The 22,630-nt window shown below is 40.0% G+C and carries 18 protein-coding genes; 9 read left to right on the top strand and 9 right to left on the bottom strand.

The genetic code is table 11. The annotated features are described in order from the left end of the window. Positions 1-8: 8 nt before the first annotated feature. The 4 genes from F7734_RS39715 to F7734_RS39700 all read right to left on the bottom strand — a co-directional run bounded on the left by F7734_RS39715 (position 9) and on the right by F7734_RS39700 (position 2,960). Positions 9-1,877 (bottom strand): ShlB/FhaC/HecB family hemolysin secretion/activation protein, encoded by a 1,869-nt coding sequence (locus F7734_RS39715; protein WP_155749927.1) that lies wholly within the window; start codon positions 1,875-1,877, stop codon positions 9-11. 24 nt (positions 1,878-1,901) lie between these two features. After that, positions 1,902-2,093 (bottom strand): hypothetical protein, encoded by a 192-nt coding sequence (locus F7734_RS39710; RefSeq protein ID WP_155749926.1) that lies wholly within the window; start codon positions 2,091-2,093, stop codon positions 1,902-1,904. A 166-nt stretch (positions 2,094-2,259) separates the two neighbouring features. Next, positions 2,260-2,526, bottom strand: a complete 267-nt coding sequence (locus F7734_RS39705) for a hypothetical protein (RefSeq protein WP_155749925.1) — start codon at positions 2,524-2,526, stop codon at positions 2,260-2,262. A 92-nt stretch (positions 2,527-2,618) separates the two neighbouring features. Next, positions 2,619-2,960 carry a hypothetical protein gene (locus F7734_RS39700; RefSeq protein WP_155749924.1) on the bottom strand — a complete coding sequence of 114 codons (342 nt, stop codon included), beginning with the start codon at positions 2,958-2,960 and terminating at the stop codon, positions 2,619-2,621. 200 nt (positions 2,961-3,160) lie between these two features. Between F7734_RS39700 and F7734_RS39695 the strand changes: the two genes are divergently transcribed. Continuing rightward, on the top strand, positions 3,161-3,736 hold the full coding sequence (locus F7734_RS39695) for a hypothetical protein (protein ID WP_155749923.1): 576 nt from the start codon (positions 3,161-3,163) through the stop codon (positions 3,734-3,736). Between the two features lie 169 nt (positions 3,737-3,905). Here F7734_RS39695 and F7734_RS39690 read toward each other — a convergent pair whose 3' ends face one another. Continuing rightward, the gene (locus F7734_RS39690) at positions 3,906-6,671 is read right to left on the bottom strand and encodes a DUF1822 family protein (RefSeq protein WP_155749922.1); all 2,766 of its coding nucleotides are present in this window, start codon (positions 6,669-6,671) and stop codon (positions 3,906-3,908) included. Between the two features lie 18 nt (positions 6,672-6,689). Further along, positions 6,690-8,186, bottom strand: coding sequence for a sigma-70 family RNA polymerase sigma factor (locus F7734_RS39685; protein ID WP_166482435.1), 1,497 nt, complete (start codon positions 8,184-8,186; stop codon positions 6,690-6,692). 241 nt (positions 8,187-8,427) lie between these two features. Between F7734_RS39685 and F7734_RS39680 the strand changes: the two genes are divergently transcribed. From F7734_RS39680 to F7734_RS39655, 6 genes are all read left to right on the top strand, one after another. After that, entirely contained in the window at positions 8,428-8,781 is a 354-nt protein-coding gene (locus F7734_RS39680) for a hypothetical protein (protein ID WP_155749920.1), read from the top strand. Between the two features lie 211 nt (positions 8,782-8,992). Beyond that, positions 8,993-9,796 (top strand): hypothetical protein, encoded by an 804-nt coding sequence (locus F7734_RS39675; protein WP_155749919.1) that lies wholly within the window; start codon positions 8,993-8,995, stop codon positions 9,794-9,796. 20 nt (positions 9,797-9,816) lie between these two features. Beyond that, positions 9,817-12,261 (top strand): dynamin family protein, encoded by a 2,445-nt coding sequence (locus F7734_RS39670; RefSeq protein ID WP_155749918.1) that lies wholly within the window; start codon positions 9,817-9,819, stop codon positions 12,259-12,261. A gap of 77 nt (positions 12,262-12,338) precedes the next feature. Next, positions 12,339-14,282, top strand: coding sequence for a dynamin family protein (locus tag F7734_RS39665; RefSeq protein ID WP_155749917.1), 1,944 nt, complete (start codon positions 12,339-12,341; stop codon positions 14,280-14,282). A 132-nt stretch (positions 14,283-14,414) separates the two neighbouring features. Continuing rightward, entirely contained in the window at positions 14,415-16,517 is a 2,103-nt protein-coding gene (locus F7734_RS39660) for a dynamin family protein (protein WP_243147336.1), read from the top strand. A gap of 215 nt (positions 16,518-16,732) precedes the next feature. Beyond that, positions 16,733-17,014, top strand: a complete 282-nt coding sequence (locus F7734_RS39655) for a hypothetical protein (protein WP_155749916.1) — start codon at positions 16,733-16,735, stop codon at positions 17,012-17,014. 86 nt (positions 17,015-17,100) lie between these two features. On the opposite strand, the gene F7734_RS39650 is transcribed toward F7734_RS39655, so the two are convergent. Both F7734_RS39650 and F7734_RS39645 read right to left on the bottom strand, forming a co-directional pair. Beyond that, positions 17,101-17,277, bottom strand: a complete 177-nt coding sequence (locus F7734_RS39650; RefSeq protein WP_155749915.1) for an Arc family DNA-binding protein — start codon at positions 17,275-17,277, stop codon at positions 17,101-17,103. Positions 17,278-17,280: 3 nt separating this feature from the next. Continuing rightward, positions 17,281-18,222, bottom strand: coding sequence for an SPFH domain-containing protein (locus F7734_RS39645; protein WP_155749914.1), 942 nt, complete (start codon positions 18,220-18,222; stop codon positions 17,281-17,283). 232 nt (positions 18,223-18,454) lie between these two features. Between F7734_RS39645 and F7734_RS39640 the strand changes: the two genes are divergently transcribed. Both F7734_RS39640 and F7734_RS39635 read left to right on the top strand, forming a co-directional pair. Beyond that, on the top strand, positions 18,455-19,114 hold the full coding sequence (locus F7734_RS39640) for a glutathione S-transferase family protein (protein WP_155749936.1): 660 nt from the start codon (positions 18,455-18,457) through the stop codon (positions 19,112-19,114). A 42-nt stretch (positions 19,115-19,156) separates the two neighbouring features. Then, positions 19,157-19,894 (top strand): class I SAM-dependent methyltransferase, encoded by a 738-nt coding sequence (locus tag F7734_RS39635; RefSeq protein ID WP_155749913.1) that lies wholly within the window; start codon positions 19,157-19,159, stop codon positions 19,892-19,894. Positions 19,895-20,240: 346 nt separating this feature from the next. Here the strand turns inward: F7734_RS39635 and F7734_RS39630 are convergent, their stop codons facing one another. Continuing rightward, positions 20,241-21,926 (bottom strand): SulP family inorganic anion transporter, encoded by a 1,686-nt coding sequence (locus tag F7734_RS39630; protein WP_155749912.1) that lies wholly within the window; start codon positions 21,924-21,926, stop codon positions 20,241-20,243. Between the last annotated feature and the right edge of the window lie 704 nt (positions 21,927-22,630).

Raw genomic sequence — 22,630 nt, 5'->3', positions numbered from 1 at the left:
TTACTAATCTAAAACGGACTGTAATTAATTGAAAAATACAACCCATTTTCTTGCAATGTCCGGTTCCTCCCAGCAACATCAATGAGCGGGATACCCCAATCCAAGCGAATATCCAGCCAATCAGCCATTTGCCATTGCAAACCCAAACCAGTTGCTAGCAAAGTGTTATTTGGTTCACCACCTCCAGAACTATTCCAACCCACTCCAAAATCAATAAATGGAGCCAGTCGTAAAATCCCCCGCGAGTCTGGTACTTTTAAAATTGGTAACTGTATCTCCGCAGACAAAAATGCACCGTTGTCTGTCAATAGTAAATCTTGTCGATAACCTCTGACGCTACCAAATCCACCGATCGCAAATTGTTCTAATGGTACAAGCGCACTCGTGGCTAATTGTATGTCAGAACGCAGCACTAGCAATGTTTCTGGCGCTAGCAAACGCACATACTGACTTTGACCCCGCCAAGCAAAAAAGCGACTATCGGGTGGTCTATCATTTGTGGTAGCATTGAATACGTCGATGCCTAGATTGAATTGCGATCGCAGTGCAAAAACTTCTCTGGGATTGCGGCTTGTCCACTCTTGGAAAAATCTTAGTGCAGAAATACGAGTTCTACCGCGATCGTCAGCGCCGCTTGAAAGGGGAAAATCAAACCCCAGCAATTCAGTCTTGCTTTCTTGCTGCGAAAAGGTCAAACCCAAGGCAAATTCCTGAGATGGTTTTTGCAACACAGGTTGACGTAAGGTCACTTCCCAAGCGTAGGAATCCCCTAAAATATCCAAACGGTCAAATGGTTCTTCTACGACTTCAGTATTATTTCTGCTGTAGTTAACTGTAATTGTATCATTTCTCGGACTTAAAGGAACTGTATAGCCAATCTCAAAAGCATTGCTACCGTCAGTATTCGTGTAAGTGGCTCGAATTCCATCACCAAACCCCAGTAAATTGCGCTCGTTAATTTGGATACCTCTACGAAAAGTACCAACACTGGGAGCACGACCGTTATCTGCAAAGATTCTAGTTGTAAATGAGTCTGCTTCTACAACTATTACTTCCAGTAAGCTTAACTCTGGACGCGCTCCTGCGGTAAGATTTGCGGAAATGTTTTTAATCAGAGGGTCAAGTTGTAAAAGTTGCAGTGCTTGTAACAAACGGTTGCGATTTAAAGGTTTCTTTGTGGCAATGGCTAAACGACTGCTAATATATCCGCGATTTAGTCTGCGCGTACCTCTAACTTTTATAGACTCAATTCCACCTTCGACAACTTGAATTTTGATAGTTCCTCCTTTACGAGGAAATTTCTGTGCGGCGGGAATTACAGCACCAGAATTGATATAGCCAGCATTCAGATATTTTTTATTAAGAAGTTCTTCAATTTCCAAGAGTTGAGCAAAGGTAATGGGTCGAGCAATAAATTGCTGAATTTCTTTGACTAATTCTTCACTACTAAAGGCGGTATTACCAATAAATTCAAATTGTTTAATGACAAATGTTTCTGGAACTTCAGGTATGGGTTGTGGTATAGGTTGATTGGGCGATGGGGTTTGTAAGAGTTCTTCGTCGGGAAATGGTGTGGGCGTGGGAGCAGGTTCGGGAACTGTTGGGGTCACTGGGGAAGGGATTTGACTTAAGGTTGTGCTTGTAATGGAAGAGACTTCTGATTCTTTTAATGATATCGAGTCGATTTGGGGAGAAAAGACTTCTACAGAATTGGCGATCGCTGTTTGACTGCTGTTGGTTATATAGACAAAAACTGTACAAAACAGCCATACTTTATGCCAAATTTTTATAGCTTGAAAGCACGATAAACAAGTGCATTTTTTCCTGCTTCTGCCTTCTGCATTCTGCTTTCTGATTTCAATAATAGTACTCTCCATCTTCCCTTAAACTTATAAATCAATTTATAAATTGATGTTAATTGCGCCACCTCGACCACCGAAAGAGTTGGCAGTAATATCGCTGTTTTCAGCAGGGAGCGCGACTAGGAAACCTGTATTAATATTTATGTTACCGCCATCACCGGGACCAAAATTAGTTCCTGCAGTTGTGGAAATTTGGCTACCTTGTCGTAATAACATCCATTTTCTTTCCATGTCCGTTTCCCCCAGTCGAGATTCCTACCAGCGACTCAATCCGAGCGCGTAACACAGCCCTGTTGAAATAAAGGATGCCATCCTTTAAGAAGTATCATATAATAATCAATCTCCATAAAGTTGCATTTTTTGGCAGTAATTACCTGTGTAGCCTAATTCGTTAGTTTTAATTTTTGTTAACAAAATGACCGCAACTCGGACACTTACTCCCAGTTGGCATGACCTTGAAGATAGTCCCACATTTAGGACATGGCTGCTCTACAACTCTAAGATTTAAAAAGATACCAACTAGGACACATAGAAAAGCAATCCCACCTACTAGAGCTAAGTTCAGAATCGGAAAAACTAAAAAGATGGCTAAGACAAGAATTGCCGTCCAAAGCAATCCCCATAACACACCAGCGACGATTCGATTCAAAGAGTTTTGTAGCATAGTTAAGAGAAAATCCTGTTAAGTTAAGTTAAGATATGATTCTACTGAATTCCCCAAAATCGCATTGACAGAGTGTAATAGGGAAACCTAGTTCAAGCGTGAAGAAAGCTGAGAACTTCGCCGATTTTCTCCGAAACTTCTTCATCGTCTGCTAAATGCTTCCCAATAGCTTCTACTTGATTCTCCAAGAGTTCTTGGAATACATTTGATAACGCTTCTTTATTTGTTTTTACAAAGTCGGCATCTAGCTCTTCACAGATAGAAGAAGATATGTCTTCTCCTAAGTTTTTTGGAAAGCTCATCCATTCGTGAGCAAGAACCGCTCCAAGGATAGGTAGAAGAACAATGACTACAGCAGCACTGATACTAATACCTGTCTTCACTACTATGAATTTGATTAAAGCCCCAATAATAGCAGCAGCAGCAAACTTCATCACAAGAGCCTTAATTACAGGTTGTGGTAGGTTGTGGCGAATCTACATCAAGCGATCGCTTCTTAGGCAATTACATCTTTCTTGACAAGACTGCATATTTTGCAAAACCTGTTCTGACAAAGTAGTAGCAGATGACAAACAGCAGTCAAAAACAGCTAAAGCATCCAGTACTTCGACAAGTTACAAAATAAAGGATATCTATGACTACCGATTTGAATACCAACAAATTTTCCGATTCTCTAAACAATACATTCACAGACATTTCTCATAAAATTAATTTTATTTTAATAGTGTTGTGTCTTAGTATGGTTATCACACTATTTGGTTATTTTTCTAGCTTTTGGTTGTTTATAACTGGGTTTTTACTCCTACTTTATTGTTTATTAAATTTTCTTTATATTAAAATGAGAATCACAAATAATATTTTGCTATTGATACAAAGTAATTTGCCATCAATTGATAAAACCCAAGAGGTTGCTATTGAACTAATACGAACTTTAATTGCTCTCCAATCATTAAGTTTAGATCGTATTAAAGGAATAAGCAAAAGCTTAGATATGGTTGTTCCTATCTTGACTCCAATTATGGGAAAAAGACTAGCTAATACAGGTATTCTGCAACTACAACAATCTGCAAAATATATTTTAGAGACTATGGTTACAGCTTCCAGTATTTCTGAAGATGTGGAAGAAGCATTGGTTAATGCAGATGCTAAAAAAGTTGAAGGTTATGTCAACCAACTGAAGCAAATGCTTCCAAGAGCAAGAAATACTTAAGAAAAACTCTGAAAATCTGAATAAGAGCAATGATTTTAAAGTACCTAATGTAAGGCAGTTTAATTTATAAAATCTCCTCTCTCTTCACTGGGCGTTCTCTGCACCCGATCTGCGGACACATCGAATTGTGAAGAGAGTTTGCGATCGCTAGGCGTTGCTCGCTTACAATCTATACAAGCTGCTCGGACAACTGCTGAAGATTTTCAAGAATTTCCACGGTTTCAAAACGCATCTGAGAAAGTTCTTTGTGTTCGACTACAGTGAGACATTCATTTCGATCGCGCTTTTGATGCATTTCGACTAGAGTATTTTGAATATTATCCAGCAGAGCTTCTACTTCTCGATCTACTTTTTGTTTAAAAGTAGTAAAAGTATCTGAAATATAGCCATTAACTATTTGCTCAATTTTACTTTCTTGTAGTTGCTTAGTAATTTCTTGGAGAATTTTTGCTTTGTAAATTTCCTTAAATTTTTGAATCTGAGCAACGTTATTCAATAACAAATTTTGCATAAAACCAGGGTGAAAAATTGACAAAACACCAACAGTTAATGCTACTGACCAATTAACAGATAATCCAATGAGTGATGTCAGAGAACGAGCAGCAAAGGCTGTGCCAAGAATTTTAGCACTCACAGTCGCACCCTTTAACCCCACTTCACTCCATCCTGTAAGAATACTTTTCAACCCTGTAAATGCCTCAAAAGCTCCATCTACCATCCGTTTATCTGAAGTCTTGTGAAGTTCTGCTTCGGCAGAAAAATCAACAAATTCCATTTCAATCTGATTTGAAATTTTATTGACTAAATTAGAAAAATCTTGGAGTCTTTCAACCTCTTTAATAACACTGTGTTGAATTTCAAGTTGAATTGTTTCAGCTAACTTCTGACTTACTTTTTGCATGGCGTCTGATACTTTATGACATATTTTTTTAGTTAAGGCATTCATATTTCTGAATTCCGAAGCATGAATTTCTGTCATTTCAATTACCCGTTCAGCTTCCCGTTTCAGTTCTGTTTCTAAACGATATAGTAGAGGTTGTACTTGATACTTAACCTCAAGAGAAGCCCTATCAATTAAGTGCAGTTCCTCTGTTTTACGAGAGCGTATTGCTTGAATTTCAGCTATACTTTTCGTATACGCTTGTAAAAAATGCTCGTTTTTTATAGAGAGGGCGTTTTCCTGAACAGTAATGGTTTTAAGAATTTCTATAGCCGAAGCCAGCTTACGAGAAGCCAAAAGATGTAAAATAACTGTTCCACGTTCTTGTGTGAGTAATTTTTCTAATGCTGATGCAAATTCATCAAAGCGGCTTTGTACGAGCAATGTCTCATCATTTTTCTGTTTACCTTTTAAATATTGATAGGCGGAAAGACCAAAAATTTTAGGCTTGCCAATCTTTTTTAGATAAACTTCATACTCCAGAGAGTCTTTGCCAAATCGTTCTTCTGCCCGCTTAAGGACATACTTCTGTATGCGATTTTCAACGTGCTTAAGTACTCTTTCAGTATCTTCAGGGCGCTCGAATCTGTCTATACCGTTCACAACAAAAATAATCCGCCCCAAATCATGGGTCAGTAACTTATTTTCTAGAAAATCTCGCTCAGATTCAGAAAAAGGTGCTTGAGCTAAAATGACCATAATTGCCACATCGGCTTGGGGCAAAACTGAAAGTGTAATTTCTGTCATTTTGACACTATCCCCTAAACCTGGTGTATCTATAAGCTCGATATTATTTTGACAATATGGAACGGGATAATAAACTACTGCTTCTTTAACATTTTCAGCATTGGACATAGATTCTGGTGTTAAGTTTGTGACATAATCAGCTAATTTATCAATAGTGTAATTTTCTTCTCTGTCATCCTTAAATTGCACTTTGACTGATGGTGTTAACCCATATTTGACTCTATTAATTGTTGCAGAACAGGGCATAATATCAGAAGGTAAAATTTCTTGACCTAGTAAAGCATTGATGAAGGTACTTTTACCACGCTTGAACTCTCCTACAACAGCAACAGAAAAAGAATCACTTTCTACTCGTTGCACAACATCTTCAATCAATTTAACTGAATCATTCAGCTTCAACTTTTGGCTGAATGCTTGCAGGCGCTTCAAATCCTTAACAAGTGTGCTAACAGTTTTTTTATAATCAACAAAAGATGAAAATGACAGGGATGGAGTTTCTGACATAGATAGTCTCCCTCTCCTGCGTTCGTAAAGCTGCTGCCTCCAAGTGCTATTCTCAAGTAATGCTGCCCACTTCCTAAAGTCTTCTACCTCTAATCTGGGTGAAGAAATAGAAGGTTGACTCAATTGTGACAGCAGGTTGTCTGCTTCTTGTGATGAGAGAGAGGGTAGTGCTGGAGTAGTTTCGATCGCATTCGCCAATTCATCTGCGCGTAGTTTTTGCATTACCCAAATCACATTCAAATCTTCAATTAAATCCTCTGTATCTAGAGAATAGGTACGGTTAAATTCGTCATATTTTCCTTGATTTTTAAGTTGCTGATGGGAAGCATATCCCCACACTCTCAACCAGCCATCCTCAAAGTTTATCTGCACTGCTAGATAATAGTGAGCAACCCAACTAGAAATATCTACCCATTCAGCAGGTACAGAAAGTTCTGTATCAATGTCAAGACTCGGAATAATTACAAATCGTGTTTCATTTATCTGAATTCCCGTACCATTCACTACTTCCCAAATACTAGGTAAAGCCTTCCTTTCAGGTAATACCAAAGGCTGTGTTTCATCTTCCTCTTGAAACCATGCCATTAATAGATTTAAACAGAGGCAATTTAAATAAGCATTCCACAGCGTCTCACTCCTTGAGTAATCTAACTCATTGGATAAGGCTTGCTTGCGATCGTCTTCTGAGAACTCTAACCAAATTTGATCGGGAAACTTCAAGGTTAGCTCATCAAAACTCAACATAGTATTATTTCTCCAAAGTTATAATATTTTATAAATTGTTTCTGATTTTTTAAAATTTGCGTAAGGAGCAGTTATTAAAAAGTTGTCTATAAATTTTAACAATAGTTCATCTACTGATATAAGTCTTTCGATACTGCTTTGTAAATTCAAGGTTGTTTGTACATATTGTTTCAAATGTTCTAATAAATACTGCCTTGAATCTTCAAGTTGCTGGTGAACTTGATTAACTGTGATTTTCAATCTTTCTGCAACTTCTTCTGGCAAGAGTTTTCGTTTCGGTGATAATTGTTCAATACAGCAAAGAATCAGTAAATCGATTCTGTCTCTCAAGTCTTTTGATATTTTTTCTTGCAAAAAAGTGCGGAAGTTTGTTTGGCAATGAACAATTAACCAATCATGCATTTGTTTAGAAAAAATTTTTGTGTCTTGAGGAGTAATAGCAACGCTAAAACTGTCTTGACTCCATTCCATTAATTTTTTCAATAGCGATTCTTTGTATTTTGCTAATTTACGAGAAACTTTATACTGCTCCAACCCACCAAATATAATACCAATCTCTCTCTGTCCCAATTCTAAACCATAGTGGAGGATCAGCATTGTTTGCTCATCTTGAGAGAGGTCTGCAAATGCTTGAGATAAAACACACCTAATTTGCTCCCATTCCTCTTCTTGCTCTTCTTCCTCTGCTGGCATATCATCAGAAGATAGTTCGGGAACGTTCGGGTCATCAAGAGAGCAAGTTTCTATTTTAGCGCTATTTCGTAATGCTTGCACGCATTTGTCTAGTAAAGTTCTAATATCTTTTTCTTTGACTTCATTTTTAACTTCCCAGTGAGACTGCTCCTTATTGTATTCAGTAATCATATCTGCAAATTCTTGGGGTGTCGGTTCGGGTAGCCTTTGATTTTTCTTAATTTCTTTAGGTATTTTGAGATAATGCTTAACGAAACATTCCCAAGCAAGCAGACAGCGAGATAGATCCGGTTCTTGGATACCGAAAGCTTCCAAGGTTTTTTGCCGTTTTTTGGCAGTAAATGACTTCAACAAGCTCCAATCACTAGCTCCATCTATTCTCCTTCCTTGGAGGAGAAATTCTTTTACTTTACTTTCAATTCGCATCTGAGTATAAGCTTTTGGGCTACTTTGAGTCCGATCGTAATTCTTGAAAATTCTTCCTGGATTAGTGTTTACCACTTCTGTAGCAATTTGAAAGCAATCTCTCCATGTTAGATCTCGTCGGGCAAAGTGAGGATGAAGTTTTTTAACAGCCCAGTAGCACGGTTCGTGTGAGTAAGCTAATAAGTGCATTATGGCTAAAGGTTTAGATGGATTTTGCAAAGCATCTAGCCAATGCTTTATCCAATCTTGTTCGCTTGCATCTAACCCCGGTTCTGGCTCATTTTTCATGTTCCGTTTTAACTTTTGGTCAACTTGCCATTCAGTGCAGCAACCGCGATCGTCTTTAACTGATAAAAACGTCGAAAACATCTCAATGATAGTATTACGCTGTCTCATCCTCATAATTACTTGGCTTTGCAACTGACAGTACGCTTGCTCCTATTTCAGTAACTATCATAAGCTGCGTACATCAACATGAATGAGAAGAAATACGATCGAGTCCTATTAATCAGCACAACTGTGACTTGCATATTCTGAAAAACCTCACCTGATATACCCATAACCTACTAAAACCAGGACTTTAATGAGAGTCTGGTGCAAAGCCCTTGTTTACACAGTAATTAAGGAGAAGTAAAAAATGCATGATTTTCTCATGAACTACGGACATGATTCACAGACTGATTTTGAGGAGAGTTTATCAAAGACGACTAATTTGAACACGTATAGTGAGGATGGGTTCAACTTGGATAGCGACTCATTGCTAAGTGTAGAAGATCGTAACGATGAAACGTGGCATCTAGATGCTGACAATGAACTCCAGAATCGCTCATCTGATTCTCCCCTTCAGGGAGAGGAGCACGAACAGATTCAAGAGCCGAAATTTGCCGCCGCAGGACGTTGTTACTGGTGCAGTGGTACTGGCGTGCAGTGGTCTGGCGGACAGAATATTAAGTGTTACAGTTGTGGTGGCAGTGGTGTTGGTGCCAGATAAATAAAGATGCTGTGCTAAATTTTCTTGCCTGTTAGCTTGCATAATCTGCAAAATTTGTCCTGATACGCCTACAGTTTTCCGGAATTGCAGCTTTACTCTGTGTTTCCTATAATGAGAACAGTTAACAGGCATCTTTTTTAAGAATAGACTAGCAGCGAAAGTTTTATCTGCAATATAGTACAGGTCAGCAGAATATGGAAAAAGAGGCATTATGTTTCTAAATAACATTCTGGAAACGCTGGAAGACTGGTTTGATGTTGAATCTCTTAATGCCAATGGCACTGATGATTCTAATGATTTGACAGAGCATAATACTACTTCTAATGAAGGTGAAGATCCACCATCACAAACACAAGATGAATATGAAGCTTCCTCAGAAAATCTGCATTATGGAGAAGTCTCTAACTATACAGAATGGTTAGCAGCAGATACTTCTTGGGACTCGTCTCAATTTGATGGTGTGGGTAATCCCATTGCTGATGCTGCTTGTTGGCAACAACAGCAAAGCGGTACTTCCTGTGCAGTGGTTGCCCAAATTGGTGTGTACGAATCAATCACTGGAGGTGAGATTTCAGAAGCTGAAGCTTGTCAAATTGCTCAAGCTAACGGTTGGTATGACCCAGAAACGGGAACTAGTCCCGGAAATGTTGGTAAATTCTTAGAGCATGTTGGAATTCCTTGTGAGCAAAAATACAATGCTACACTCACGGACATTGCTGATGCTTTACAACGAGGTGACAAGGTCATTGTAGGTTTGGATGCCAATGAAATCTGGACTCCAGTTAAAGACCCCGTCCTTGGTTCCCCTATGGAACAGTCAAATGCAGGTCATGCTGTTTGGGTAACAGGAATTGACCAACAACCAGATGGCAGTGTGAAAATTATCCTCAACGATAGTGGTACGCCTGACGGTCAAATGAAGGCGGTGGATGCAGAAGATTTTCTTAACGCTTGGGAGGATTTTGGCAACTTTGTGGTAGTTGCAGATGCGCCAGAACAGACGGTTTTAGCATAAATAATTAGGAGAACATTAGGATGCGGATTAACCGAGAATATCTCAAACAATATTCTGTAAAACCTGTAGTCAAGCAAACTGGTGTGGGCGCTTTACCTCGTGGCATTCATAAAACACCAGATTTACGGGAATGGATAACTTTAGAGTCAGTGGCTTTTCCACCAGTACCAGTTAATCGCGATGGACATTGGCGGCTGATATCTGTTGTGGCTGTGCCAACAAAGCTTGAGGATGGTTCGCAGGGATGGATTGCACCTTGGGCTGCGGTAGAATGGTCTTGGCCAGAGAAGGTGGCGGTGCAAAAAATTGACTTCCGCAGTCGTCAGGATACTGCATCGCTACGTCAGAATAAAAAAATCTCTGCACATCCTGCTGATACCAATATTACCTTAGACTCGATCGCCCGTACCCAACGCGAAAACGCCCTGTTTGCTGTTTTGGATCGCCTAGTTGTCACTTCACCCAATGATAAGGTGGATTTAGCTTTTCTCGCTCCTCATTATGCTGGGCTTTTGCCTCTTGAAGTTTATCTTTATTATTGGGCATTGATTCCTGAAAGTAGAGAATGGTTGCGTCCTGATGTTGCTGCTTGTCAACAGGTATCTCCCAAGATTAATGGTGATGCGATCGCATCTATTACGCACTCCAAGGATGATTCTTATGGTACAGACATTTTGCCTGCTCGTAAATTACCAGATATCACCTCATGGCAACAACCTCTTGATTTAACTCCCCAAATTGGTCCATGGTTGCAAAAAAGCCTAACACTGGCAGAATCGATTCCCGTTACCCAAGGGGGATTAAGGGAAAATTTAGTAGCAGAATTACAAGCTGTGGAAAGACGTTGGCATCTACCTGGTTTTCGAGTCGCTGTAGTCGGTGAATTTAATCGCGGTAAAAGCACTCTTATTAACCGTTTGTTGCGTCGATTTGTCGTACCTGTAGGCAACCTTTCGACTACAGCAGTCGTAACTTCAATGATGGCGGGCGAACAAGACCAAATGATAGTGCGTTTTGCCAAAAAACATAGCGAAGTGCGACCCCTAGAGGAATTGTCTTGGAGCGATTTACTGGCAATAGACGCAGCAGGCAATGAAAGGGAAGTGTTTGCAGGGGTACAGGTGACTCTGAATGATACTTGGCTGCGATCGCTCGATATTGAATTGATTGATACTCCAGGTACAGGCGATCTAAATGGGCAGCGTGGGGCTGTAGTGAACGATGTCCTGAGTCAGTGTGATGCAGTGGTAATGGTAGTAACAGCCATATCTCCTTTCGGCATGAGAGAAGCAACACTTCTCAAAGAACAGGTGATGGGACGACACATTGACCGGATTCTTGTCGTGGTTTCTCATTTAGACACCATCGATCGAGCACAACGAGCAAGGTTACTCCATCACATCCAAGAGCGAGCGATCGCAATTTCAGAGACTATCCCCGTATTGCCACTGCATCCCATTGATGATTCTCCAGAGGATGTTGTACTAGATGCAGTGCGCCATCAAATTGCCACGATGGTATCTGGTTCGCGCCGTGCATGGCGCAGTCAACAAGTTGCGGGACAACTTGCAAGTTATTTGTCCAATCTAGTCAAAATTGGGGAAGACGCGATCGCAACCGCACGCCTGGATCCTATCGCACGCGAGCAAGCTTTGAAACAGGCGCAAGAGGAAGCGCGAGCATCAGAACTGCATTGGCAAAAAATTCGCCGCGAACTTGACAAACGACGCGAGCAATGCTACAAGAAATTGCAGGAAAAAATCCTCAATGCTAAAGACGAATTAATAGATCTTCTTACTTTTGACATCAGCAGAACACAAAATCCCAAATTCTGGTGGGAGCGAGAATTGCCTTTCCGGTTGCGACGCGAGTTACCAGCAATTGGTCGGAAATCAGAAGATTTGTTAATGAGTGCGATCGCTCGTGATTTTGAGTGCTTGCAAAAAGAGGTTTCCCACGCCTTTAATATCCAAATGACTTGGAAAGCAGTCGAGTCTACACCTACTCAATCATTAGAGATCAAACCCCAAGAATTAGAACTCTCCGACCTACAACAATATCGCTTAATGGCAAGAATTGGTAGTAGTGTAGCAATGGTTGGCGGTTATGTTTTTGGCGGTCCTATTGGTGTTATTACTAACTTAGGAATTGCCATTTTAGGAGAGAATTTCCTTAATAAAACTTTGGAAGAACAACGACAACTGATAACAGCACAATTTACTACTATTGTTGACCGAGCGTTTGACGAACACTGTCAGCGTGTATCAGAGCGACTGCGCCATTTATACGACCAGTTAATTGCGGATACCAAACACCAGCAGTCTATCTGGAAATCCGCTAAAAATACTACCGTTGCAGAAAGCACCTTTGTCAGTATTAATGAAACGGCTTGGCAACAAGTCATTGCATCAGCCTCAGCTTTGAAAACAGAGATGAGCACCGCGCTACAACAATCCCCTGCATAAACAGAAAAATCTGACCTGATAATAGCTAAAAGATTTCAAATGCAAAGATAAGCTATTAATCTATCCTCCACATCTTTATGGACTATAGACAATCGATATTTACCCTAACAATTGCCCTTAAGCAACTGCATGATTTCTCTCAAAAACTAAATTTAATAACTTTAGTTGCACCAATAAGCAATGCACTCAGTCGTTTAGAGAATAATTCCTTTGCAATTGCTGTTGTAGGAGAGTTCAATCGTGGTAAGAGTACATTCATTAATGCTTTACTCGGTCAAGAAATTTTGCCTTCAGATATCCTTGCTACTACAGCTACTATTAGTCGCATTACTTATAGTCCACACCCAAAAGCAAAAGTCTGCTTTAAAGATGGTAGAAAGCAAGAGATAGACATACATAAATTAATTGATTTTGTCACAAAGTTGACTGCCGAATCAGAAGTTACAGCCGCCACAATTGAAGAAGCAATTGTTTATTATCCCATCCCCTTTTGTCAGAATAATATAGAAATTATCGATACACCTGGATTAAATGATGATACTGCAACAATGTCTGCTCAGACATATGAAGTTTTACATCAATGTAATGCAGCTATCATGGTAATTTCTGCTCAATCACCTTTTGGTATTTCTGAAGGAGAATTTTTAACGAGAAATTTATTGGCAAATGGAATTACTCAAATTATCTTCGTTGTCAATCAAATTGATTTGTATAGTCCAGAAAATGCTGAGAGAATAACGAACTTGATTTTGAATCGCATTAACAGTTGTATCCTAGATTGGGCAGAACAACAGTCTAACACTCAAGAATGTTTGAGAAAAATAGGTAAAATTAAAGTCCATGGAATCTCTGCACTTCAAGCATTGCAAGCAAAAAAAACTAAAAATATTTCATTACTTGCTCAAAGCCGTTTTGTTAACTTTGAATACGCTCTAAAAACACTTATCAATCAAGAGAGAGGATTTATTCAATTACAATTAACGAGTTATCAGATAATTAACTGGGCTACAGAAATTCTCCAAACTCTTGCCAATGAAATATATCACTTGGAACAGGAGCAAGCTAGCTTAAAAAAAACCAGCCAATCTATCAATAACACAATTACCACTTTGCGTCGTAAAAAAACAGAAACTTTGTATTCAATAGATACTACGATCGCCATTACCAAACAGCAAGCACAGACAACATATCATCGGCTAGAAAAGGAACTAAAAGCCACTGTAGAAAAAGTTCTATTATCAAATAAAATAAATACTTCTGAAGTCAATAATCTTGCTAGTACGCTCTCAAATGCTATGCAAAACGAAACCCAAGACTTCAGTAAAAATATTCAAACGGAAACTCATCAAGGATTAAACTTAGCATTGGAAAAAATAAGGGATTTAGCTGAATTATTTGACCAAGCCATACCGAAACTCAAGTTAGAGATGAGTCAGCTAGAACTAGATACAACCATTTACTCCAAAGTGAGAGAGATCGTTCGTTCTGTAAAGCAAGTTTGCGATAATTTAAATCGACAAGATTCACGTAGTTTATCTTTATCATTTCCTACTAATTCTGAGATTTTTGTTTTTACTGATAATCCGAGCGGTAGTGGAACTACTCTTGGGGCTGTGATTGGTTTTGTATTAACAGCAGGAAATCCTGTTGGAGGTGCAATTGGAGGTGCAATTGGTGCAGCAGTCGGTGGGAGTATGAAAGCTAATAAATTTAAGGAAACTTATCAACCTCAAGTGATGACAGAGATTGAAAAACAGTTGGGATTGATGAATGTTAATCAAACAGTTGAGGAATATATTTCAAGTGCTTGCTCCCAACTAGAAGAACTACAAAGTTTATTTGAAAAGACAATGAATTCAATATTAGATAGTACTCAAAATCAATTGGTAAAATTTTGTGGGCATCGAGAAGCGATCGCAGCAAACAAACAACAAGAACTCTATCAAATGCAGATAAAAATTGAGAAAATTCTAAGCGATACTCAAAAAATTTCCAAACAACTTGTTGAGATGAGTACATAAATCTTTATTTTCATCTTGAAAAGAAAATGAAGGAGCCACTTTTACATTTGAAAAGACCAATTTTAGATTCTGGGTAATTCTGCTTGCAAATAACTAACAGCGTATACCGAACAATCCAAAATCTAAAATCAAATGAACATTGATACTCACATGACTAAGGAGAAATTAGAAATGACAGCTACAGCTAATCCAACAATCTCTCTCGATTCTATTATTGAATATAATAAAGTCGAGCAAACTTTGGTAAATGACTTAAATAAATTGCGAGGCTTTGCTGAAAAACTCAAACTCACAAAATCAGTTGAATTAATTGATGAAGTTTTGAAACGGGTTGCTGAAAGAGCTTTCTCCGTTGCTATTGTCGGTGAGTTTAAACGCGGCAAAAGTACCTTTATTAATGCTTTACTAGGTAAAGATATTCTACCCTCTGATATTTTGCCTTGTTCTGCAACCCTAAATAGGGTTAGATATGGAATCACCCCCTCAGTGGAAATACAGTTTAAAGAGCAAGACGAACACGGCAATCCAAAGAAGGAGCGAATTCCTATTGACAAATTGACTGAGTACGTTACAAAACTAACTCCTGAATCTGAAATAACTGCTGAGTCAATTAAAGAAGCTATTGTCCAGTATCCCGTACCATATTGTCAGAATAATATTGAAGTGATCGACACACCAGGGCTGAATGACGACCAAAATATGACTGAAGTCACTCTGTCGGTTCTACCTCAAGTCGATGCAGCTATTATGATTATCTTAGCTCAATCACCTTTTTCTGAATTTGAAAGGGATTTGCTAGAGAACAAGCTATTGACAAATGATTTAGGACGTGTGATCTTTGTTGTCAATATTTGGGACAACTATACTCCCGAACAAGCAGAGCGCGTACTACAAAATATCAAAGCTCGCATCCAAAAGTATGTACTCGTTCGTGCTGAAGAACAGTTTGGCAGAGATTCAGAAGAGTACAAAACTTACAGACAAAAGATTGGCGAACCTAAAGTATTTGGTCTTTATATCAAACAAGCATTGGACGCCAAGCAGAAAGGTGATGATGCTTTGTTAAGTAAAAGTGGCTTTCAGCAATTTGAGGTAGCTTTAGAGAAGTTCCTCACGCAAGAGCGGGGAGTCATTCTCTTACAAGTACCTGCTAATCGGGTTATTGCTTCTGCTAAAGAAATTCTCTCCACTATTAGCATCCAAGAAAATGCCTTGGAAATGAAGCAACAAGATTTCCAAGCGGCTTATGAAAAAAGTGTTGCTGAAATTGCTACCATCCGCGAAAGACAAACAAAAGAACTCAAACTGATTGATGGTGCTGCTGCTAATGTTAAGTTATTAGTCCGACCTTTAATCTATAACCTTCCTACTGAATTAAAACAAGCTGCCGAGGAGGCAATTCAATCAACCTCAATTGAACCAAAAGAAGTAGGTAATAAAAAGGCTCTAGCCAAAAAGCTAGGCACTCAAGTTTCTAAAGCTCTACAGCGTACTTCAGATAAATTATCACAGAAAATCCAGGATGAAGTACAGAAAGGTATTGATGAAGAAGTTGAACGTTTAAAAGATTTTGCTCAATCAGTCGAGCAGGCTCTGACAAACATTCAAATGGAGTTTGACGGAGTGGAAGGAAGTTCAAACCGCAAAACTAGTGGTGCAGCCGAAGCCATCACTGCTGCTTTATCAGTGTTTACAGGATTTGGTGGTATATGGTCTGGATATCGTGTTGCTGGATTGAAAGGTGCGCTTGTTGGTGCTGGGGCTAGTTTTGGTACATTTTTCTTAGCAGGAGTCATTGCCGGTGCTGTTGGATTAACAGCAGCTGCATTTTGGCCTGTGGTAATTGCTACTGGGCTGATCTCGGTTCTCACAGGCGGTAAATTAGCAGAAGTGGTATTTGGTCGCGATCGCGTAGAAAACTTTCGCAAAGATTACAAGGAGAAAATTCTCAAAGAAATTGACACGCGAGTCCGAGACGAACGCCTCGAACAAAAGATTGACGAACAGATTGGAGCTCCTTTTGAAGTCCTCAAACTCACACTGCGTCAAGAAGTTGATACATTTCTTGATAACACCCAAAAAACTCTTAATGATTTAAATGATAAGAGAGGACGCAACGAAGCTATGAATGAAACTGAACGCCAAGAACTCAATTTCATTCGTTCTGAAAGTCAACGAATTCTTGGTAATGCCCAACGTCTATCAGATCAGCTTGTAGAGATTATGAGCGTGTAAGTCTTACCTTATATCTTCAGAGTTTCCTCAATCTCACCGTTCTTTTCGTTCTCATGCAGAGCATGGGAACGATATTTCAGGAAGCTTTGCCTCTAGTGACAGTAACGAGAATCAAATTCGGGAGTGCATAAATCTCTTTTTCTGTCCCGATAAAATTGCGATCGCTCACGCTCGGAGTTTTTTCTACTACACACTCTACTAAGGAGAATCAAGCAATGTTAACAACAACTACCCAATCTGTCTCTTCTAGTTCTATTATAGATGTTAGTAAAGTTGAACTCAGGCTGTTAAATGACTTGAGTAAACTACAAGATTTTTCTGAAAAGCTTAAGCTATCTGAGTCAGTTAAACTCATTCAAGAAGTTCGAGAGAGGATTGAAAAAAGAACTTTTTCTGTTGGTATAGTTGGTAACTGCAATTATCAATCTCGATTTTGGTCATTACTTACAAAGTCGCACGTCAGAGTTAAATTCTCACTTAGTCGGCGGTATTCCTGACTATGCTTTCTCCCTCAATTGCGAATTGCGCCAACAACTAACTGCAATAAGACCAGTCAGAGCGATCGCCCAATCTCTATTGCTTATCACTCTTTCTCTGATTTCTCCTTGTCCTCCTTCCAGCGTCCCGCCTTCTTCACAGCTTCAGTCAACAGATACTCGATCTGTGAATTGACACTTCTTAGTTCATCTGCTGACCATTTCTCTAACATCTCGTAAAGTCTTTCATCCAGACGTAACAAGAATCGTTTTTTTTGTCCCATTTCTTAGTTATAGAGCGTTCCAGCATTGATAACGGGTTGGGCAGTTTGCTCAGAAGTTAAAACAACCAACAGATTATTAATCATTGAAGCTTTGCGCTCATCATCCAAGTCAACCATTTGTTCGCGGCTGAGACGATTCAATGCTTCGTTCACCATCCCCACCGCACCCTCGACAATCTGCCGTCGCGCATCAATTAAGGCTTTTGCTTGCTGTCTTCGCAACATCATTTGAGCAATTTCTGGTGCATAGGCAAGATGCGAGAGTCGTGCTTCAATCACTTCTACGCCTGTGACTTCCAAACGGGCTTGGAGTTCTTTTTGCAAAGCGTGAGCGATTTCATCAGGAATTCCCCGTAGCGAAGGCGTTTCTGTTTCATCTGGAGCGTCGTAGGGATATCGTATGGCTAAAGACCGAATGGCTGTTTCACTTTGAATGGCAACAAATTCTTCATAGTCATCCACTGCAAACTTTGACTTAGCTGAATCAAAAACTTGCCAGACAACAACCGCCGCAATTTCAATCGGACTCCCTTCAGCATCGTTGACTTTGATGATTTTGCTATTGAAATTGCGAACCCGCAGCGAAATCTTTTGTTTGCTAGCAAAGGGATTTGTCCACCAGAAGCCTGATTCCCGAACGGTTCCCATGTATTTCCCAAAGAGCACCAACACCACTGCTTGATTGGGTTCAACACTAAAGAAGCCTGACAGCGATGGGATGATAACAACCAAGAGTGTAGCCGCTAACCAAGCAAGAACTTCTGCAACACTATCCTCACTACCGATAAAATCAGTAATTTTCAAACCTCTTGCCAATAAAGCTTCTAGTCCCTGCACGCGAGACCAAAGATACCACCCTCCCACTAGCGTCAGCACAACTACCACAGCCAGCATGATGAAGCCGTTGACTTTGAACGCTGGAAATTCCTTGATTTTTTGTTCCATAGTTAATATCAATCCAAACTTATATCAGAATGATATCATCATAGTATTAAATTTTTCGGAATGCCAAGGCTGCCAGTAAAATTGATGTAAAACTTGTATAAATTTAGGCAAAATCCCGGCGATCGCCTTTTGTGGAGTAGTTCCCAACCAGGTTGATTATGAAACTGTAACTCATTGTTCAACACGCACGATCCGCTATGATGACTGAGGAATGTCCATCAAGTCAATCGATATGGCACAATTAACCCTTGTCATCGGCAATAAAAACTACTCTTCTTGGTCTTTACGTCCCTGGTTGGCAATGAAGCAATTCGGATTAGAGTTCAACGAAATTCGCATTCCTCTTGACACACCAGAGACTGCCGCACAAATGCAGAAATACTCACCTACCAGGAGGGTTCCAGTGTTATTGCATGGCGATTTAACTGTATGGGATTCCCTAGCTATCTGTGAATATTTGGCAGAAGAATATCCCAATCTGCATTGGTGGCACAAAGAAAAAGCTGCACGAGCAATAGCCCGTTGTATCAGTGCAGAAATGCACTCCGGTTTTCCAAACTTACGGCAAAGGATGCCAATGAATTGTCGGAGTAGATTTCCAGGCAAGGGAATGACTCCTGAAGTCGAAAAAGAGATTGACAGAATTACCAGTATCTGGCGGGAATGCCGTCAAAATTTTGGAACAGGAGGAGATATGTTGTTTGGCAATTTTACTATTGCTGATGCCATGTATGCTCCTGTCGTGGTACGCTTTAAAACTTACGGTGTGGAGTTAGATGCTGTTTGCAAAACCTATGCTGAAACCGTGTTAGCCCTACCTGCAATGCAGGAGTGGCTGAAGGCGGCTTCACTTGAGACAGAAATTATTCATGCTGAGGAAATTTATCAATAAAGATGAATCGAGGAAAAAGATATTTAAACTAAGTGTAAGCCTATGGACATATTTTTTGAAATTTATAAAGACTTACCAAGACAAGGTCCGGGTAATAATGAATCAACCCGAAAGGTGTTTTCACTGCTAACAGATTTATCACCAAAGCCCTCTATTTTAGATGTTGGTTGCGGAACTGGAATGCAAACCATTGAATTAGCTAAATTGATGGATGGGAACATCACTGCTGTAGATAACTATCAACCATATTTAGAAGAATTAAAGAGCCAGGTACTTGCTGAAGGATTGTCAGAGAAAGTTGAGATTGTTAATGCATCAATGTTATCTCTGGAGTTTGAAGCGAAAAGTTTTGACGTTATTTGGTCAGAAGGTGCTATTTATATTATTGGCTTTGAAAAGGGTCTTCAAACTTGGCAACCTCTTTTAAAAGCTAAAGGGTATTTAGTTGTATCAGAACTTTCTTGGTTGAAATCCAATCCCCCTAAAGAAGTGCAGAAATATTGGAAAGATAATTATCCTAATATACAAACAATTGAGAGTAATCTCAGGATTGTGGAAGATTTAGGATACAGAAAAGTAGGGCATTTTGTTCTTCCTGAATCGGGATGGTGGGATAGTTACTATACACCTTTAGAGGAAAGGATCGGGTTTTTACGGGAGCAATACAAAGACAACGAAGCAATGAATAAGGAATTAGATATCTCTCTATTAGAAATAGAGTTTTATCGCAAGTATTCTGACTGGTATGGGTATGTTTTTTATTTAATGCAAGTTACTTAACTTGGATCGGCTATTCTGTAGCGTAGCTGGCTCCTGCTTGTAGGGTGGGCAGTGAGTGCTACTTCACTTCTACTTCGTACCGCCTCGTTCCCAGGCTGAGCCTGGGAATGCCTTACGGGAGGCTCCGCCTCCTGTACTCTACCTGGAGTGCGAGGCAGAGCCTCTAGTAATGCATTCTGTACCAGAGGTTGGGAATGCCAGATCGGGAGGCTTCGCTTCCTGTATGGCGAGGCGGAGCCTCGCAACTTACATTCCCAGGCTGAGCCTGGGAACGAGAGAGGGGGGTCTGTCCACTTACCCATGAAAACTTATGTGGTAGACCACTAGAAACGCGATCGCCTTTTATTTACAAAGTCGAAACAGCAGTGCCACTTCCCACAGATGCTCTTCCCCTAACCAAGCTAGCCGATTGTTGTAGTGCCTCTAAGCGGCTTGTTAAAACACAGTGTGGTGAAATCAGTGTGAGAAGACCCAACCTTTCCAGCCTTCTCTTGATTGTTGGATGGACACCAACAATGAAGACCTGAAGACCGCGATCGCAAGCGTCCTTGACAACATTTTCTATAGCCAAAGAAGCTGTCACTCCCAAAAGCGGTACATCGGTCAAATCCAGAATCAGGACATCTGCATCTTGCATTGCAGTATGTTCGCGGGCAATGGCTTTAGCAACAGCAAAAATCATCGGTCCGCTTAAATAGAACAACAACACCCGTCCATTTGCTTCATTAAGCAATAATTTCTCTTCATTTCTTAGGACAATATCATCGTCAGCATCAGTCACTATCTTGACTTTTTGGGTCTGAATATTGGAGAGACGTTCAATTGTGACAATATTGGCTATAAAAACTCCAACTCCAACAGCAACAATCAAGTCAACTAAAACTGTTAGAACTAACACGCCATACATGAGAATCATGGCTTGGAACGAAACTTTGTGAGCGCGTTTTAAGAAGCTCCAATCGAGAATATCAATACCAACCTTCAGTGCTATACCTGCTAGTACTGCCATTGGAATAGGTTGAGTCAATGGTGCTGCCCACAAAACAACAACCAACAGAATTAATGCCCGCGTCAGACCAGACACCGCTGTCCGAGCACCAGTCTGGATATTGACTACAGTACCCATTGTTGCTCCAGCACCAGGCAATCCACCACAAAGCCCTGCAACTAGATTACCAATCCCTTGACCGATTAATTCTTTGTCAGAGTTGTGTTGTGTGCGAGTCAAACTATCGGCAATGACTGCAGTCAACAATGTATCAATACATCCCAACATCCCAAGAACTGCCCCATTCAGCATCATGATTGTAATTTGATTGGGGCTAAAAACTGGCAGTTGTAGATTGGGCAACCCCATCGGAATTGCGCCAATGCGTCGAATGTCAGCGCCAGAAAAGAAGACAAGGGAAACAATGGTTACTAGAACTAATGCCAACAGTTGTGGTGGCAAAATGCGCTTTAGTTTTGATGGCATTAAGAAAAGAATTGCCAGTGTTAGCAATCCCAACATTGTTTCCGTCGGCTTCATGTTTGTTAGAAGTTGGGGCAGATTTTGCAGTGTGCCGACTATGCCACCTTTAGGAGAAGCCTGACCGAGAAATGGAGCTATCTGGAGAATAATTAAGATGACGCCAATTCCAGACATAAAGCCTGAAATCACGCTGTAGGGCATGAGAGTAATATATTTACCCAATCGAAAGATGCCGAAGATGATCTGAAAAAGCCCAGCAAGCATAACGACAGTGAACGCCATTACCATGCCATTTTCTGGGTTTGCTGCCGTCAGATTTGCTACGATTCCTGTCATTACTACGGTCATAGGTCCCGTAGGTTCGGAAATCAATGTTGGAGTACCTCCAAAAAGAGCAGCAAAAAAGCCAACACAGACTGCACCATAAAGACCCGCTACAGGTCCTGCGCCAGAGGCAACACCGAATGCCAATGCCATAGGCAATGAAACAATTGCGGCAGTAAGACCCCCGAATAAATCCCCACGGAGATTTCTCAAGTGAATACGGTTAGTGAATTGCATGGTACGAGATGCCCACCAGATGTTAAGGTATGGATCCTATTGGAGAATCTCTAGACCAGAGTAAAGGGAACTGAATTTGAACTGAGATTAAATTACCACGGAATGTAATTATGAGATCGAATTTCTGCCTTTAGAATTACTAATGTTTTTCCAGGTCTTCCCTAATGGTTCATAATTCATCGTTATAATGAGTAAGTTAAAGCACAAATACGAACACAGTTGTTCTTTTTCTATTTGCAACTACTCCTTAATGAGTACAAGGTTACCAATTTTGTTTTCCTCTGTCTTCTTGTTTCTATATTTTTCTCTGTTTCGTTTAAATCAATCATTTTTAAGTAAGAAAAGTGGGAAAAGACTAGATAAGTTAGTCACAGGGATTTTCAATAAATAATTTTTGCGTAAGAAAAGTGGGAAAAGTACAGGTTCCCATTTACTCTCCCTGCCTACCCTGCCTTTTTAGATGCGTTTACCCTGTAGAGAGCTAAATCCAACTTGTGTGTACACCGTGGCTGTTTAAGGGGGGCTATGCCGCACAAAAGCTTCATGTGGTGGGATTTAGCCCTACCTACGTATATTTCAAAAATCACATAGGAGTCTTATATCTTATACCTTTTTATCAAAAGGAAGATACAAATTGATAATGTAGTGACGCTTTAAAGATCTCGTCTTGACAGGATTTAAATGCATCTCGATTACAGTGAAAT

Source organism: Scytonema sp. UIC 10036 (genome assembly GCF_009725235.1).
The sequence above is the reverse complement of the archived record's forward strand: the minus strand, read 5'-3'. Positions and strand labels throughout refer to the sequence as shown.